16 protein-coding genes are annotated in these 15,556 nt (G+C 60.2%); 7 read left to right on the top strand and 9 right to left on the bottom strand.

All coding sequences use genetic code 11. The features are described 5' to 3' along the window. Positions 1 to 135: 135 nt before the first annotated feature. The 5 genes from IM739_RS12420 to IM739_RS12400 all read left to right on the top strand — a co-directional run bounded on the left by IM739_RS12420 (position 136) and on the right by IM739_RS12400 (position 4,578). Positions 136 to 453 (top strand): hypothetical protein, encoded by a 318-nt coding sequence (locus IM739_RS12420; protein ID WP_237368041.1) that lies wholly within the window; start codon positions 136 to 138, stop codon positions 451 to 453. Positions 454 to 637: 184 nt separating this feature from the next. After that, the gene (locus IM739_RS12415; protein ID WP_237368040.1) at positions 638 to 1,921 is read left to right on the top strand and encodes an efflux RND transporter periplasmic adaptor subunit; all 1,284 of its coding nucleotides are present in this window, start codon (positions 638 to 640) and stop codon (positions 1,919 to 1,921) included. 8 nt (positions 1,922 to 1,929) lie between these two features. Next, a complete protein-coding gene (locus IM739_RS12410; RefSeq protein ID WP_237368039.1) occupies positions 1,930 to 2,646 on the top strand; it encodes an ABC transporter ATP-binding protein in 717 nt (238 codons plus the stop codon). Continuing rightward, positions 2,636 to 3,841 carry an ABC transporter permease gene (locus tag IM739_RS12405; protein WP_237368038.1) on the top strand — a complete coding sequence of 402 codons (1,206 nt, stop codon included), beginning with the start codon at positions 2,636 to 2,638 and terminating at the stop codon, positions 3,839 to 3,841. The genes IM739_RS12410 and IM739_RS12405 overlap by 11 nt, the downstream gene beginning before the upstream one ends. 113 nt (positions 3,842 to 3,954) lie before the next feature. Next, complete coding sequence (locus tag IM739_RS12400) at positions 3,955 to 4,578, top strand: GntR family transcriptional regulator (RefSeq protein WP_237368037.1); 624 nt, start codon at positions 3,955 to 3,957, stop codon at positions 4,576 to 4,578. A 61-nt stretch (positions 4,579 to 4,639) separates the two neighbouring features. Here the strand turns inward: IM739_RS12400 and IM739_RS12395 are convergent, their stop codons facing one another. The 5 genes from IM739_RS12395 to cysG form a co-directional block, all read right to left on the bottom strand. Beyond that, positions 4,640 to 5,452, bottom strand: coding sequence for a ferredoxin--NADP reductase (locus IM739_RS12395; RefSeq protein WP_237368036.1), 813 nt, complete (start codon positions 5,450 to 5,452; stop codon positions 4,640 to 4,642). Positions 5,453 to 5,621: 169 nt separating this feature from the next. Continuing rightward, positions 5,622 to 6,134, bottom strand: coding sequence for a DUF934 domain-containing protein (locus IM739_RS12390; RefSeq protein WP_237368035.1), 513 nt, complete (start codon positions 6,132 to 6,134; stop codon positions 5,622 to 5,624). Positions 6,135 to 6,148: 14 nt separating this feature from the next. Further along, on the bottom strand, positions 6,149 to 7,819 hold the full coding sequence (locus tag IM739_RS12385) for a nitrite/sulfite reductase (protein ID WP_237368034.1): 1,671 nt from the start codon (positions 7,817 to 7,819) through the stop codon (positions 6,149 to 6,151). A gap of 15 nt (positions 7,820 to 7,834) precedes the next feature. Continuing rightward, complete coding sequence (locus IM739_RS12380; protein ID WP_237368033.1) at positions 7,835 to 8,149, bottom strand: DUF2849 domain-containing protein; 315 nt, start codon at positions 8,147 to 8,149, stop codon at positions 7,835 to 7,837. 2 nt (positions 8,150 to 8,151) lie between these two features. Beyond that, on the bottom strand, positions 8,152 to 9,594 hold the full coding sequence (cysG, locus tag IM739_RS12375) for a siroheme synthase CysG (RefSeq protein ID WP_237368032.1): 1,443 nt from the start codon (positions 9,592 to 9,594) through the stop codon (positions 8,152 to 8,154). Positions 9,595 to 9,862: 268 nt separating this feature from the next. Between cysG and IM739_RS12370 the strand changes: the two genes are divergently transcribed. Both IM739_RS12370 and mazG read left to right on the top strand, forming a co-directional pair. After that, the gene (locus tag IM739_RS12370) at positions 9,863 to 10,450 is read left to right on the top strand and encodes a deaminase (protein ID WP_237368031.1); all 588 of its coding nucleotides are present in this window, start codon (positions 9,863 to 9,865) and stop codon (positions 10,448 to 10,450) included. 23 nt (positions 10,451 to 10,473) lie between these two features. Further along, positions 10,474 to 11,307 (top strand): nucleoside triphosphate pyrophosphohydrolase, encoded by an 834-nt coding sequence (mazG, locus tag IM739_RS12365; RefSeq protein ID WP_237368030.1) that lies wholly within the window; start codon positions 10,474 to 10,476, stop codon positions 11,305 to 11,307. Between the two features lie 178 nt (positions 11,308 to 11,485). Here the strand turns inward: mazG and hflX are convergent, their stop codons facing one another. The 4 genes from hflX to trkA form a co-directional block, all read right to left on the bottom strand. Beyond that, the gene (hflX, locus tag IM739_RS12360) at positions 11,486 to 12,820 is read right to left on the bottom strand and encodes a GTPase HflX (RefSeq protein WP_237368029.1); all 1,335 of its coding nucleotides are present in this window, start codon (positions 12,818 to 12,820) and stop codon (positions 11,486 to 11,488) included. Positions 12,821 to 12,887: 67 nt separating this feature from the next. Beyond that, positions 12,888 to 13,139 (bottom strand): RNA chaperone Hfq, encoded by a 252-nt coding sequence (gene hfq, locus IM739_RS12355; protein ID WP_007604043.1) that lies wholly within the window; start codon positions 13,137 to 13,139, stop codon positions 12,888 to 12,890. Between the two features lie 109 nt (positions 13,140 to 13,248). Beyond that, on the bottom strand, positions 13,249 to 14,112 hold the full coding sequence (locus IM739_RS12350; RefSeq protein WP_237368028.1) for a D-amino-acid transaminase: 864 nt from the start codon (positions 14,110 to 14,112) through the stop codon (positions 13,249 to 13,251). A gap of 18 nt (positions 14,113 to 14,130) precedes the next feature. After that, the gene (trkA, locus tag IM739_RS12345) at positions 14,131 to 15,507 is read right to left on the bottom strand and encodes a Trk system potassium transporter TrkA (protein ID WP_237368027.1); all 1,377 of its coding nucleotides are present in this window, start codon (positions 15,505 to 15,507) and stop codon (positions 14,131 to 14,133) included. Positions 15,508 to 15,556: the final 49 nt, after the last annotated feature.

Raw genomic sequence — 15,556 nt, 5'->3', positions numbered from 1 at the left:
CGACGGCAGGCTGTTGCGTTCGGCAAGCCGCATCCCCGTTTCACCGCTGGACCCCGCCGCCGTGGCCGTGTAGGTCGATCACTGTGTTTCGAACCGCAGACACTTTGCGTCCCTTTGCCCACGAAGTCCAAATCCATGGCTCCTATCCGCTCGCCGAAAACCGATCGATCAGATCCCGAACACCCGATCGAGTGTCAGGAAGCGATGGAGGATGCCTTTCTGGACATGGTCAATCGGGGTGTCAGGGCGGGATGGGACGTCGAGCAGGTGATTTCGGCGGTTATCGAGCTTGCCGATACGCAGATGGTCCTGCGCCAGGAGGATGCACGGCTGGAGCGCACCCTGCGCCGCATGCGCAAGGATCCGACCTTGGCAGAAATGGGCATAATCGCCTTTTTCGGCATTGTCGGCATCGCCCTTGCCGCGACCTTCATCCTCAGCATTTTCATGTGAATACAAGCAGATCAGCGCAAACCACCAGCGTCCGATTCTTACCAAATATTCACTGGGGTTTTGCCGCGATCCGTGGAAAAACCGCAACCACTGGCGGCAGGCCGCCCGGCAATTGATTTCAATCAAGATGGCAATCGCCGGAACCGGCAACTTCTCTGCATAACAACATGACAATGGTGCCTTCGTGACGACAGACACAGACAGCAGTTCCAAAGAACCCGGCCTGAACGCAGATGAGCTGAAGGCACTGATCGGTGCACCGCGGGGAAAGAAACCTCGCTGGGTCCTCAGGATCGTGACACTGATGCTTGTCGCCGGCACTGCCTATGGCATCTATGCGCTGACGACGCGCACGGCGTCCTATACCTATGCCACGGCCGAAGTGAAAAAGGGCGATCTCACCGTCATGGTCACCGCCACGGGTTCGGTCGAGCCGACGGTACAGGTTGACGTATCGAGCGAGCAGTCGGGCACCATCCGCGAGGTGTTGGTCGCGGAAAACACCCAGGTGACCAAGGGCGAAGTGCTGGCACGGCTCGATACCGCAAAGCTGACCGCGGAACTGAAAGGCTCGGAAGCAGCGCTTGCGGCTGCAAAAGCCAGTGTTTCCAAGGCCGAAGCCGACCGGCTGTCTGCCAAGGCAAGCCTCGACCGGTTGAAGGCGCTGGTGACCAGCCGCGTATCGAGCCAGCAGGATCTCGATTCGGCGCTCTTCAGCTATGAGGCCGCGGTGGCGACCAAGGCGAGCGCGGAAGCCAATGTTCTGTCCGCCGAAGCCACGCTCGAGCAGTCGAAGCTTTCGCTGAGCAAGGCGACCATCGTCTCGCCGATCGACGGTATCGTTCTCGCACGGGACGTCGATCCCGGCGCGACCGTCGCGGCCTCACTCGAAGCCCCGACCCTTTTCACGCTGGCTGGCGATCTCAGGGAGATGGAGCTGCAGGTGTCGATCGATGAGGCGGATGTCGGCCAGGTGGCCGTCGGACAAAAGGCGACATTCACCGTCGATGCCTTTCCCGATCAACGATTTCCGGCGGAAATCACCTCGGTCCGCTACGCTTCGGAGACCGTCAATGATGTGGTGACCTACAAGGGCATCCTGTCGGTGCGCAATGAAGACATGGTGCTGCGCCAGGGCATGACCGCGACGGCCGATATCGTGGTGAAGGCGATTTCCGGATCGCTGCTCGTTCCCAACGCGGCCCTGCGCTATTCGCCGCCGGCTGTCGCCACCCGCTCAGGCGGCGGCAGCGGCATATTCAGCCTTTTCCGCCCACCGCGCATGGGGTCGCTAACCACGGCCCAACCAACGGGCAGCGAACGTACGGTCTGGGTCCTGCGCAATGGCGTGCCTGCCGCCGTCAATGTCGAGATCGGCGCAAGCGATGGTCAAAACACCGTGCTGGTGAAAGGCGATATAACCGAAGGCGATCAACTGGTGACCGATTCCACCGAAAAGAAGGGCTGAGGACGCCCATGGCCCCAGCTCCCCTGATTCATTTTCGCCAGATTTCCAAGCTTTATGGGCGTGGCGAAGCAACCATCCGCGCCCTGGACAGTCTCGACTTGACCATCGAGACACATGAATTCGTCGCCATCATGGGGCCTTCGGGCTCTGGAAAGTCCACCGCGATGAACATTCTCGGCTTTCTCGACGTACCAACCTCGGGGAACTATCTGTTCCAGGGGCTGGAAACGACCGGGTTCGACCGATCGCAATACACCTTGCTACGCCGGCACATGCTCGGCTTCGTCTTCCAGGGATTCAACCTGCTGGCGCGTACCTCGGCTGTGGAAAATGTGGAATTGCCGCTGATCTATCGTGGCATGGATGCGCGGGAGAGGCGCAAGCTGGCGCTCGAGGCGCTGGCGCAGGTCGGCCTTGCCGGCCGCGAGAACCACACCACGCAGGAATTGTCCGGCGGACAGCAGCAACGCGTCGCGATCGCACGCGCCATTGTCACCAAACCGGCAATCCTTCTGGCAGATGAACCCACCGGCAATCTCGACACCCGTACCAGTCGCGAAATCATGGACCTGATCACGTCGCTGAACCGGGATCGTGGGATCACAGTGATCATGGTCACGCATGAGGATGATATCGCGGCCTATGCCAAGCGCACCCTGCGCTTCCTCGACGGGCATCTGCAGTCCGACAGCAAGACAACGGAGGTGGCGGACGATGTTCACTGAGACGATCAAGCTTGCGCTTCGCGCCATCACCCGCAACCTGCTGCGATCGTTCCTGACCGTGCTCGGGGTCGTGATCGGTGTTGCAGCCGTCATCGCCATGGTGACCATCGGCAATGGCACGACGGCGCAGGTGACGTCTGAGATCTCCAAGCTCGGGACCAATCTCCTGTTTGTCCGCCCCGGCCAGTTCGGTCCCGGCCGTGCCAGCGCCGATGCCAAGAAATTCTCCGAACGCGACGTCGAAGCGATCCGCGACCAGGTCAGCGGATTGCGGGCTGTCGCCGGCGTCAATCAATCCAGCCAGACGGTGATCTTCGGCGGCGAAAGCCGGGCAACAACGATCATCGGCACGGTTGGCGACTATCTCGTCGCACAGGACTGGACGCTGGCGACCGGCAGAACCTTCCTTGCCTCGGAAGAACGTGGCGGACAGGCCGTCTGCCTTGTCGGCGAGACGGTACGCTCCAAACTGTTCGGCTCAACGCCGGCGCTCGAGCAGACGATCCGCGTCGACAATGTCGCCTGCCAGATCATCGGGACACTGTCGAAAAAAGGCCAGAGCGGCATGGGTAGCGACCAGGACGACGTGGTCATGATGCCGCTCAAGGTGTTCCAGCGGCGAATCGGCGGATCGCAAGACGTGTCCAGCATCATGTTGTCGGCAGAAAACGGCGTCTCCACCTCCAAGGTCCAGGCCAGCGTCGAATTGTTGCTGAGGGAGCGTCGCAAGATCGTTTCCGGCCGCGAAGACGATTTCAGCGTCAACGACATGACGCAGATGGCCGCGACGCTGACCGGAACGACAACATTGATGACCGGCCTGCTCGGAGCCGTGGCAGCCGTGTCACTGCTGGTCGGTGGTATCGGCATCATGAATATCATGCTGGTTTCGGTTACCGAACGGACGCGCGAGATCGGCATCCGCCTGGCGATCGGCGCCGTGGAAAGCCAGGTGCTGATGCAGTTTCTCGTCGAAGCGGTGACGCTCTCCGTGTTTGGCGGCGTGGTGGGTATCGCGCTGGGGCTGACGATTGCCTATACGGCCGTCAGTCTGATGTCTGTCCCGTTTGTCGCCAGCCCGTCCATCGTGCTGTTGGCCTTCGCCTTCTCGGCAATCATCGGCATGGTCTTCGGCTATTTCCCCGCCAGACGTGCAGCACAGTTGAACCCGATCGAGGCATTGCGGCACGAATAGTGCCATAGCACCAGCTCCAGCCGGTACCAGCGCAGACCGGCGGCCTGATATATCAGCCTGACTTGCCATTCTGTCTGCGCCATGCGACAGCTTGGTATATCAGTGGAGCGCGCATGCAGAACAAAAGCCCCTCGCAAAGCCACCTCGCCTATCTGGAGCTTGAACGGCAGATCGTCATGCTAAGGCTCAAGCCGGGTGCCACGGTCAGCGAAAGGGAACTGATTGAAGCCTCGGGTTTCGGGCGAACTCCCGTTAGGGAAGCGATTCAAAAGCTTGAGTGGCAGGGGTTGATCGTGGTTCGTCCGCGTGTCGGACTGCAGATCTCCGAGATCAAACCCTATGATCATCGGGCGATCATGGCCGTTCGCGTACGCCTCGAACCATATGCCGTGCGTCTTGCAGCCGAATCCGCCAATATCGAGGTCAAGTCCGCCCTTGCCGACTGCGCCACCGCCATGACGGCCGCGGCCGCCGAGGGCGACTTTGATGCCTTCCTCCGGGCCGACAAGGCATTTGACGTGCTGATCGAAAGCGCCTGCCCGAACTGTTTTCTGACCACCGCGCTTGCGCCGCTGCAGACCCATTCGAGGCGGCTGTGGTACAGCACGGCGACCGCGGAGAAGATGGATCGATCGGTGGCGATGCATGTCGCGGTGATCCACGCCATCCAGCAGGATAAAAGCGTCGAGGCTGAACGCGCCACGGCCAATCTGATCGGCTACCTCAGCGAAAACTGACGACTTCCATTGAAAACGCCCGGACAAGCCGGGCGTTTTCAGTCGAGACTATATGTCGAGGTCAGCCGACGAAGGCGCGCTCGATGACGAATTCGGCCGGCTTGTTGTTGGCGCCTTCGGTCAGGCCCGCCTTTTCCAGGATCGCCTTGGTGTCCTTCAGCATGGCGGTCGACCCGCAGATCATGCCGCGGTCGATCGTCGGGTCAAGCGCCGGCACGCCAAGGTCGGCAAACATCTTGCCGTTCTCCATCAGGTCGGTGATACGGCCCATGAACGGATAGTTTTCGCGCGTCACTGTCGCATAGTGCTTCAACTTATCGCCGACGAGTTCCGCCAGGAATTCATGATTCCTGATTTCCTCGACCAGATCGAAACCGTATTTCAGTTCGGCCACATCGCGGCAGGTGTGGGTGAGGACGACTTCCTCGAATTTTTCATAGGTTTCCGGGTCTCGGATCAGGCTGGCGAATGGTGCAATCCCGGTACCGGTCGAAAACATATAAAGCCGCTTGCCCGGCGTCAGCGCGTCGAGCACCAGGGTGCCGGTCGACTTCTTGCGCATCAGAACCTTGTCACCCGGCTGGATTCGCTGCAGGTGCTGGGTCAGCGGACCGTCCTGTACCTTGATCGAGAAGAATTCGAGTTCTTCATCCCAGGACGGGCTGGCAATGGAGTAAGCCCGGTAGATCGGCTTTCCCTCAACCATCAGGCCGATCATGGCGAATTCGCCCGAACGAAAACGGAAGCCTGCCGGACGGGTCATCCGGAAGCGGAACAGATGATCGGTATAATGCGTCACGCTCAGCACCGTTTCGGCATAGACGCCGTCGGGCACGATCATTTCGGCATTGTCGGTCTTCACAAGAGCATTCATAGGCTGTCGGTCCTATCGTTCGGTCGCGTGGGGCAGCCTATAAAGCAGACTTCGCCATTCCACAATTCAGCCGGCATGCAGATTTTGCAGCCATGGGATGCCTGAAAGCAAAGGCAGCGTCCTTGACCACGGTCAAATCGCCATCAATACATAGGCTGTTTGTTATGTTTCAAGCGCCGGTCGAGCCGATCCTGCGCCAGCTAAAGCCGGCAACCGCCTTGGAAGACCGTGCCGTTGGCTGATATTGCTGGGCAACGCCCATCAGACAGTGTTCGTCCAGCCGCTTCAACGCAGTCTCATTGGTCACGGCGAAACTGTCGAAACCGGTGCGCAGCATCAAAGGAACCTGATCGATCAGCACGTCGCCCACAGCGCGCAATTCGCCCTGATAGTCGAGGCGTTCGCGCAGCAGGCTCGCATGGCTGAAGCCGCGGCCGTCATTGAACGCCGGGAAGGCAATGGCAATCAGGGCGATGCGGTCAAGATAAGGTTCGAGCTTGCGCACATCATCGGCAGGCGCGACCAGAACACCAAAGCCGCCTTCGTTCGTGTCGGCTGCCGCTGCAAGGAAGGCGTCGAGGCCGTAGATCGGCGTTTCGCCCTCGCCTGCCTTCACCTCATCTGTTTCGATGACCCAGGCATCCTTGGCGACAAAGCCGGTTTCTTTCCAAATCTTGGTCATGGTCTCAATCATCCTTACGCGGCTTCTGCCGTCGCGCCGTAAAGGGCATCCTTGAACGGCTTGGGGCCGACGCGACGATAGGCCAGAAGGAAGGTCTCCTTCGGATCAAGGCGCAGGCCAAGATAGGTGTCGACGATGGTCTCCACCGCGTCCGTCACCTTTTCCGGCTCGAAGCCGCGGCCGATGATCTCGCCGATCGACGAATTCTCGTCACCGGAGCCTCCGAGCGTGATCTGATAGAGCTCGGCGCCCTTCTTCTCAACCCCCAGAAGGCCGATATGACCGACATGGTGATGACCGCAGGCATTGATGCAGCCGGAAATCTTGATCTTCAACTCGCCTATTTCAGCCTGGCGAGCCTGCGAGCCGAAGCGCTGCGAAATCTCCTGGGCCACCGGGATCGACCGAGCATTGGCCAAGGCGCAGTAGTCCAGGCCCGGACAGGCAATCATGTCGGTGATCAGGCCGGCATTCGCTGTAGCCAGGCCTGATTTTTCCAGCGCCTGATAAACCGCATAGAGATCGCCCATGGCGACATGCGGCAGGATCAGGTTCTGCTCGTGGCTGACACGGATCTCGTCAAAGGCATAACGTTCGGCAATATCGGCAACCAGATCCATCTGGGCGTCCGAAGCGTCACCCGGCGTGCCGCCGATAGGCTTCAGCGAGATCGTGACCATGCCGTAATCGGGATGGGTGTGTGGTTGGACGTTCTGGCCGACCCAGGCAGCGAAGGCGGCATCCGCCTTCTTGGCGCGGGCAAGCGCTTCCCAGCCATCAGCGCGATCGGCGAGAACCGGCGGCGCGAAATAGGCCTCGATCGACCGGATATCGGCCTCCGGCAGCTTCAATTCGCTGTCGCGGATCTGGTCGAACTCGGCCTCGACCTGACGGGTCAGTTCCTCGGCGCCGGTTTCGTGCACGAGGATCTTGATACGCGCCTTGTACTTGTTGTCGCGGCGGCCATTGAGATTGTAAACGCGGACGATCGCCGTGACATAGGTCAACAGATCGGCTTCCGGCAGGAAGTCGCGGATCTTCTTTGCAATCAGAGGCGTGCGGCCCTGACCACCACCGACATAGACTGCAAATCCGAGTTCGCCCGCTTCGTTCTTCTTCAGATGCAGGCCGATGTCGTGAACCTGGATGGCCGCACGGTCGCTCGGAGCACCAGTAACGGCGATCTTGAACTTGCGCGGCAGGAAGGAAAATTCGGGATGCAGAGACGACCACTGGCGCAGGATCTCGGCATAGGGGCGCGGGTCGGCGACTTCGTCGGCGGCGGCACCAGCAAAATGGTCGGCAGTGACATTGCGGATGCAGTTTCCCGAGGTCTGGATCGCGTGCATCTCGACACTGGCGAGTTCGCTCAGGATATCCGGCGTGTCGGACAGCTTCGGCCAGTTGTACTGGATGTTCTGGCGGGTGGTGAAATGGCCATAGCCGCGGTCATACTTGCGGGCAATGTGGGCCAGCATGCGCATCTGCTTCGAGTTCAGCGTGCCATAGGGAATGGCGACGCGCAGCATGTAGGCGTGCAATTGCAGATAGACGCCATTCATCAGGCGCAACGGCTTGAAGGCGTCCTCGGCCAACTCTCCTGACAGGCGGCGGTTCACCTGGTCGCGAAACTGCTCTACGCGCGCCGATACAAAGGCGTGGTCGAATTCGTCGTAACGATACATGTCTTTCCTCAGGCCTCAGGCAGCGATGAATGCGGGGTCGGCATAACCATGACCCTCGGCATATGCAATGGTGGGGCCTTCGGCGCGAATGCGTTCACGAAGGCGCAACGGGCGAAGCAGGCCATCCTTTTCCTCGATGTCGATGACGTTGACATCGACAACCAAATTGCTGGCGAATGCCTGCCTGCCGGCAACCTCCAGTGCGTCGACGGCTTCCACATGGCGCGCGACAAATGCATCCTGCAGACGTTCGGTCCAATGGCCGCTGGCATCAAGCCAGACAGCGATGCCGTCGCTCAGCCGGTTGGCGGTCAAGACTTTATCAGCCATGGTCAGTTCCTCACACTTTCAAGTTCCGCAGACTGGCGCGCACCGAGTGGTTCGGAGCGGCTGAAATCGGCGCCGGCAACAGCGTCGCCGATGATTACCATTACCGGGCCGGTCAACTCCGTGCGGGCTTCCAGTCCGGGCAATTCCTTCAATGTCCCATGCATGCGCCGGCTGTCTCGACGGCCGGCATTCTCGACCACGGCCACCGTCGTATCCTCGGCGAGGCCTGCCGCCATCAGCCGTTCCGCGACGGAAGCCGCGACCGTCCGGCCCATATAGACGGCAACCGTCGTGCCCGAGAGCGCCAGGCGCGCCCAATCTGGCAGAATATCGCCATTGAGATCGTGACCGGTGGTGAAGACCAGCGATGACGATACACCGCGCAGGGTCAGCGGCAGCTCGAAATCGGCAGCTGCAGCGAATGCCGAGGTAACACCCGGGACAATTTCATAGGGGATGCCGGCATGGCGCAATGCCGCCATTTCTTCCCCCGCACGACCGAAAATCAGCGGATCGCCGGATTTCAACCGAACGACGCGCTTTCCTTCGCGTCCGAGCTCGACCAGCAAGTCATTGATCTCGTCCTGCGACTTCGAATGGCAGCCCTTGCGCTTGCCGACGGGGATACGGTCAGCATCGCGCCGGCCCATATCGACAACTTCACGCGGCACCAGGGCGTCATAAACGATCACATCGCATTCCATCATCAAACGGTGCGCACGCAGCGTCAGCAGATCTTCGGCCCCCGGACCGGCGCCGACCAGGAACACGCGGCCCTCGACCTTCGATGCAGCAGTCGCTCGCAACAGTCGCGTTGCCTCGCGGCGGGCCTGGCTGACATCATCCGCCTCGACCGCATCGGCGACCTTGCCCTTGAAGAAGTCACGCCAGAAAAGGCGACGCGGAGCACCACGGGGCACCAGCCGATCGACCGCGCTGCGGTAGGAATTGGCCAGGCGGCCAAGGTTGCCAAGCGAACGCGGCAGCAGCCGGTCGATATCGGCACGAATCATCTGCGCCAAAACAGGCCCGACGCCCTCCGTCCCGATCGCGACTGCGACCGGAGCGCGATTGACCAGAGCAGGCGTGTAGAAGTCGCAATAGTCGGGCTGATCGACCGCGTTGGCCGGAATGCGGGCAAGGCGCGCGGCCGCGACGATATCGCGGTCGAGCGCTGCATTGCCTGTCGCGGCAAACACAAGCCTTGCGCCTTCGACCTGATCAGCGGCAAATGGTCCGGCGACCCGGACAATTTCATGCTGGGCAAGAAAGGCCGCATAGTCGGCTTCAGGCGCTACCGTGTAGGCAACGATCCGCGCCTTGGTATTTTTCAGCAACCGCACCTTGGCATAGGCTTCCGCGCCGTCACCAAAAACGGCGGCGACTGCATTCTCGACCTTGAAGAAGGCCGGAAAAACCGAAAGCTGTGAATCGTTCTCTGCCATGGTCAACCCAATTCCAGTGGGCTGCACTATCACCTTTTGCGACCAGCATTTGAAGAAAGATAAATCCCTTCCCCACAGCCCGCAGGTATTTCTTTACTAGGCTTTTCGCCATTGCGAGCAAAACTCACCGGAAGCTGAGGAAACCGCGCTTTCCATGGACGATCGCTGATTGAGATCGCAGAAAACAGGAGACGAACAACAATTTTGCTTTCGCGGTTGCAACCGGCACCGATATGATCGCGTGGCAAGATTGACCGGGGATACGACATTGACGACACTCGCCATCACCAAACGCCTTCTCGACGTGATCGAGAATGACATCCTGCCGCTGACGGCCAAAGGCGTTGCCATGGGCAACAAGGTGTTCGGCGCGGCCGTCCTGCGCAAATCCGATCTGTCGCTGGTCGTCGCCGAGACGAACAATGAGTTGGAAAACCCGCTCTGGCACGGCGAGGTTCACACGCTGAAGCGCTTCTATGAGCTGGGCGAGCGGCCAAACACCAAGGACCTCATTTTTCTGTCGACGCATGAACCCTGCACCATGTGCATGTCGGCGATCACCTGGGCCGGTTTTGACAATTTCTATTATTTCTTCAGCCATGAAGACAGCCGCGATGCGTTTGCGATTCCGCACGACCTCAAGATCCTCAAAGAGGTTTTCGGGTTGGAGCCGGGCGGCTATCGCCGGCAGAACGCCTTCTGGCTCAGCCATGCGATGATCGAGATGGTGGCATCGGCCAACGATTCCGAGCGCCCGGCCCTGTTCGAGCAGGTGAGCCGGATCCGCGCCGCCTATGACCGGCTATCGGACACCTATCAGGCCACCAAGGGCGACAACGAAATTCCGCTCAACTGAGCAAGCGAGACGCAGAACAGATCATGAAAGCTTCGACCGACATAACCCGCCTGCTCGACATCATGGCGGCACTGCGCAATCCCGAGACCGGCTGCCCCTGGGACATCGTCCAGACCTTCGAGACGATCAAGCCCTATACGATCGAGGAGGCCTATGAAGTCGCCGACGCGATCGAGCGGAATGATCCGGACGACCTGTGCGACGAACTCGGCGATCTTCTGCTGCAGGTGGTGTTCCATGCCCGGATTGCCGAAGAGGCGGGGCTGTTCAATTTCGGCGACGTCGTCACCGCGATCACCACGAAGATGATCCGCCGGCATCCGCATGTGTTTGCTCGCTCGGATGCAGACACGCCGGAGACGGTCAAGCTGCAATGGGACGCCATCAAGCGCCAGGAGAAGCAGGAGCGCGCAGAGCGGAGGGCCAACAACGGCGCCAGCGAGGATTTCAAGCAAGGCCATCTCGGCGGCGTGCAGCGCTCGTTCCCGGCTCTCACAGAGGCACTGAAACTACAGGAACAGGCGGCCAAAGTCGGCTTCGACTGGTCCGAGGCTGAACCCATTCTCGACAAGGTCGAGGAGGAAATCGGCGAACTGCGTGAGGCGCTGAAGGCTGGCAAGCAGGACAAGATCTCGGACGAGCTTGGTGACCTGATCTTCGCACTGGTCAATATCGGCAGGCATGTGGGAGCCGAACCTGAACAGGCGCTGCGCGGAACCAATACAAAGTTTCGTCGCCGGTTCAATCATATAGAAACAGAACTTCATGCAAATGGAGAGGCTCTGAAGGCAGCAACGCTGGAGCGTATGGAAGAACTCTGGCAAGCGGCAAAACAGATCGAGCGTCGCCTCGACTAGGCGGGCAAGCAAGCATGAGGCACTTGATGTTTGCGTGCCGGTGCCGGGTTCAGCGAAACAACAGCTTCGACAAATTCGGCAAGAACTGACGTTCTATGCGATCCACGACCGGAGGACTTGATCGCCTCCGGCGAAGCTCCGGCATTTCGGCCCGGTGCATGTCAGAGAACCGGGAGCGTTATCGCTCCCAGTCTTCCTTGTCCGGCTTCTGGCCGGATCCCAGCTTGCGCTCCATTTCGTCGGCCTGCCTCTCGGTCAGGCGCACGTCGAGGCTGACAGAGCCGTCCTCGTGGTCTTCGCGGCCGGTGACAACGGCGTTTTCATAGGCCCAGGAGATCAGCGCATGCTTGTCGGCGGGAATCGTGATCGTCGCCTCGGTCAGGACTCCCGACAGACGCTGCGAAATGACGTCGAGAAGCTTGTCGATGCCTTCACCGGTGATCGCCGAGACGGACATGACATTCTCACGGCCATCGGCCTTCTGCAGGATGGCATCATGGGTCTCCGGGTCCAACCGGTCGATCTTGTTCCAGATCTCGATGATGCGTTCGGAGCGCTCCTTCTCGTCAATGCCGAGGTCATCGAGAATGCGCAGCACGTCGGCGGACTGGGCACCGTTGTCCGGATCGGACATGTCGCGCACATGCAGGATCAGATCGGCCTCCAGCACCTCCTCCAGCGTCGCGCGAAAGGCGGCGACAAGGTGGGTGGGCAGATTGGAAATGAAGCCGACGGTGTCGGAGAGAATGACCGTTCGGCCATGTGGCAGCTTCATCCGGCGCAATGTCGGATCAAGCGTGGCAAACAGCATGTCTTCGGCCAACACGCCAGCGCCGGTAATCCGGTTGAACAGGGTCGACTTGCCGGCATTGGTGTAGCCGACCAGTGCGACGATCGGATGCGGAACCTTGCGTCGCTTGGCGCGGTGCAGCTGGCGGGTGCGCACGACCTGCTCAAGCTCCTTTTCGAGCTTGACGATGCGGTCCTGCAACATGCGCCGGTCGGCTTCGATCTGGGTTTCACCCGGACCACCCATGAAGCCCGCACCACCGCGCTGACGCTCCAGGTGGGTCCAGCTGCGGACCAGACGGCCCTTCTGGTAGTTCAGGTGGGCAAGTTCGACCTGCAGCGTGCCTTCCTTGGTCGAGGCGCGGCGACCGAAAATTTCCAGAATGAGGCCGGTGCGGTCGATGACCTTGGCGTTCCATTCCTTTTCGAGATTGCGCTGCTGGACCGGGGTCAGCGGATGATCGACGATGACCAAGCCGGCGTCGCGCTCGTCGAGCATGGCCGTCACTTCCTCGATCTTGCCGGAGCCGAGCAACGTGGCCGGACGCGGCTGATTGACCGGAACGATCATGCCGGCCGCAATCGTCAGGTCGATTGCGCGCGCAAGCCCCATCGCTTCTTCGAGGCGGGCTTCATTCGAACGACCGGGAGCGGGTGGCGCGCCTTCCGGCAGAGCCTGTTGGCGGCCCTGCTTGAGTACGGGCACGAGCACGACCGCCCGCATGTCATCCCGACGCTTTTCGCCTTCCGGGATGATCGATTCGTTCTTGGTATCGCGGTTTGTGATGATCTCAGTCCTGTCCGGAAGCGTTGTCTTCGCTCTCGAACATCTGCATCGGCTGGCCCGGCATGATGGTCGAGATGGCGTGTTTGTAGACGAGCTGCGAATGCCCGTCACGACGCAGGAGAACGCAGAAATTGTCGAAGGACGTCACAACACCCGTCAGCTTCACGCCGTTGATCAGGAAGATGGTCAACGAGATTTTCTGCTTACGGACTGTGTTGAGGAAAAGATCCTGCAGGTTCTGAGAACGTTCCGCCATGGCGCCGCTTCTTTCTTTCTTGCCAGCCTTTTGGCCGGTGTGATTATTGTTGTCACTGGTCGGGTTGCAGGAAATGGCCCCCTCGCCCCTTCACCAGCAAAACTTGGTATCAAATCGCCGTCTTCTCCGCAACGTCGAAAAAGGCGGATCGGATCTTGTCGGAAACCGATCCAGGATGACCGTTTCCGATCGTTTGGCCATCGATTTCGACGATCGGAAAACAAATGCTGGTAGCCGCCGTGATGAAAACTTCGCGTGCCGACAACAATTCCTCGCGGGAAAATTCACGCTCTGCAACCTTAATGCCGAGGCGGGCGGTCACGTCCATCAGTCCGGTGCGGGTAATACCGCGCAGAATTCCGTGTTCGGCCGGCCTGGTGACCAGAACGCCGTTTGCGTCCACCATCCAGACATTGGTGGCGGCCCCTTCGGTCACCATGCCACGTGCGTCGACATAGATCGCTTCCTGAGCGCCGGCCTCCTTGGCGGCCTGACGTGCCATAACATTCGGAAGCAGCCCGACCGTCTTGATATCGACGCGGTCCCAGCGATTGTCCGGCAGGGTGATCGCCTTGAGACCCTTTTCGTTCTTGGCCGCAATGATACCAGGATCGGTGATCTTGGCGGTGATGACCAGCGACGGCGTGGTATCGGCCGAGGGAAAGACATGATCGCGGCGGGAAACGCCCCGAGTCACCTGCAGATAGAACAAGCCGTTCTTCACCCGATTGCGACGGGCGACCTCGCGAATGATCTGGGTCAATGCCCTGCGGCTCATCGGGCTCTTCATCCGAAGTTCGCCCAGTGATCGATCAAGCCGGTCGAGATGGCGGGTCAGATCGACGATCATGCCATGGCGGATCTCGCAGACTTCGTAAACGCCATCGGCGAACTGGTAGCCACGATCCTCGATATGAACAGCAGCATCGTCGTGTGCCACGTAGCGACCATTCACATAGGCTATTCTCGGCATGGATATTGAACCTGTCGGTTAGAAATACTGGATTGAGACGCGGAACAGCTGCTCGACATGACGCACGGCAGCCGCGGTCGCGAAGATCACCACCCGATCCTTGGCCTTGATCTTGGTGTCGCCATTCGGCCGGATCACTGTCTTGTCGCGGTAGATCGCACCGATGCGCAGGCCGGCCGGCAGCTCGAGATCGCGGAAAGGACGGCCGACCAGGGGCGACGTCTCAAGCGCTTCGGCCTCGATGACTTCGGCCGTGCCCTTCTGTACCGCGTAGACCGCGAGAATGCGGCCCTTGCGCACATGCTGCAAGACGCGGGAAATCGTCACCGCGCGCGGATTGATATAGGCGTCGATGCCGATCGATGCGGCAAGATCGTGGAATGACGGGCTGTTGATCAGCGCCATGCCGGACTTGCAGCCAAGGCGCTTGGCCATGGCGGCGCTCAGAATGTTGGTCTGGTCGTTGTTGGTCAGCGTGATCATCAGGTCAGCGTCCTGAATGTCAGCCTGCTGCAGAATGTGCTGATCGAGCGCAGAGCCATGCAGGACGATGCTTTCGCGCAATTGATCGGACACCGATACCGCGCGTTCCCGGTCGCTTTCAATGATCTTGATGCGGGTCTTCGGCTGCATTTCTTCGATCGTGCGGGCGACGAAATAGCCGATGTTGCCGCCGCCGGCGATAACGATGCGGGCGGCCTCCTGCTCCTCGTGGCCAAACAGCCCGAGCGTGCGCCGCGCATGGTCGCGCTGGCAGATGACATAGGCCAGATCGCCGACGAGGAGATGATCCTCGGATCGGGTCACCATCAGCTTGCCATTGCGATAAATGGCCGCGACGGTTGCCATCAGATCGGGGAAAAGCTCGCTGAGTTGATGCAGCGGCGTATCGACGACCGGACAATCCTCCATGCATTCGATCGCCAGCATGGCAATGTTATCGTCCGCGAAACGCACGATATCCGTCGCGCCTGGAAAGGAAATGCGGCGCAGGACCATCTTGCCGACTTCGATTTCCGGCGAGATCGTCACGTCGATCGGCAAGTTGTCGCGGCTGAACAGGTCGGAATATTCCGGACGCAGGTAATTCTGCGAGCGGATACGCGCGATCTTGGTCGGAACGTTGAACAGCGAATGCGCTACCTGGCAGGCGGTCATGTTGATTTCATCGTATAGCGTGACGGCGATCAGCATGTCGGCCTGATCGGCGCCGGCCTTGGCCAGAACGTCAGGATGCGCGCCATGGCCGACATAGCCGCGCACGTCCAGCGTCTCGGTGATGTGGCTGACGAGCGATGCAGACGTGTCGATGACCGACACATCGTTGTCTTCCTGGGACAGGCGCTCGGCGATGCCGTAGCCAACCTGACCTGCGCCACAAATGATGACCTTCATGAATGCCTTTCCCGGCCGTCAGGCTCAATCGCCCGGCGCTGCGAGACTC

It is taken from the genome of Rhizobium sp. SL42 (genome assembly GCF_021729845.1).
Classification (GTDB): Bacteria; Pseudomonadota; Alphaproteobacteria; order Rhizobiales; family Rhizobiaceae; genus Allorhizobium.
Note: the sequence above shows the minus strand (reverse complement) of the source record. Positions and strands in the feature narration are given on the sequence as shown.

Bases quoted from the DNA above. Each gene is read 5' to 3' on its own strand.
- cysG (WP_237368032.1), bottom strand. From the start codon at position 9,594: ATGGCAGAGAACGATTCACAGCTTTCGGTTTTTCCGGCCTTCTTCAAG.
- IM739_RS12380 (WP_237368033.1), bottom strand. From the start codon at position 8,149: ATGGCTGATAAAGTCTTGACCGCCAACCGGCTGAGCGACGGCATCGCT.
- IM739_RS12395 (WP_237368036.1), bottom strand. From the start codon at position 5,452: ATGAATGCTCTTGTGAAGACCGACAATGCCGAAATGATCGTGCCCGAC.
- IM739_RS12400 (WP_237368037.1), top strand. From the start codon at position 3,955: ATGCAGAACAAAAGCCCCTCGCAAAGCCACCTCGCCTATCTGGAGCTT.
- hflX (WP_237368029.1), bottom strand. From the start codon at position 12,820: ATGCGGGCGGTCGTGCTCGTGCCCGTACTCAAGCAGGGCCGCCAACAG.
- IM739_RS12410 (WP_237368039.1), top strand. From the start codon at position 1,930: ATGGCCCCAGCTCCCCTGATTCATTTTCGCCAGATTTCCAAGCTTTAT.
- IM739_RS12405 (WP_237368038.1), top strand. From the start codon at position 2,636: ATGTTCACTGAGACGATCAAGCTTGCGCTTCGCGCCATCACCCGCAAC.
- IM739_RS12390 (WP_237368035.1), bottom strand. From the start codon at position 6,134: ATGACCAAGATTTGGAAAGAAACCGGCTTTGTCGCCAAGGATGCCTGG.
- IM739_RS12350 (WP_237368028.1), bottom strand. From the start codon at position 14,112: ATGCCGAGAATAGCCTATGTGAATGGTCGCTACGTGGCACACGACGAT.
- mazG (WP_237368030.1), top strand. From the start codon at position 10,474: ATGAAAGCTTCGACCGACATAACCCGCCTGCTCGACATCATGGCGGCA.
- IM739_RS12420 (WP_237368041.1), top strand. From the start codon at position 136: ATGGCTCCTATCCGCTCGCCGAAAACCGATCGATCAGATCCCGAACAC.
- IM739_RS12385 (WP_237368034.1), bottom strand. From the start codon at position 7,819: ATGTATCGTTACGACGAATTCGACCACGCCTTTGTATCGGCGCGCGTA.
- hfq (WP_007604043.1), bottom strand. From the start codon at position 13,139: ATGGCGGAACGTTCTCAGAACCTGCAGGATCTTTTCCTCAACACAGTC.
- trkA (WP_237368027.1), bottom strand. From the start codon at position 15,507: ATGAAGGTCATCATTTGTGGCGCAGGTCAGGTTGGCTACGGCATCGCC.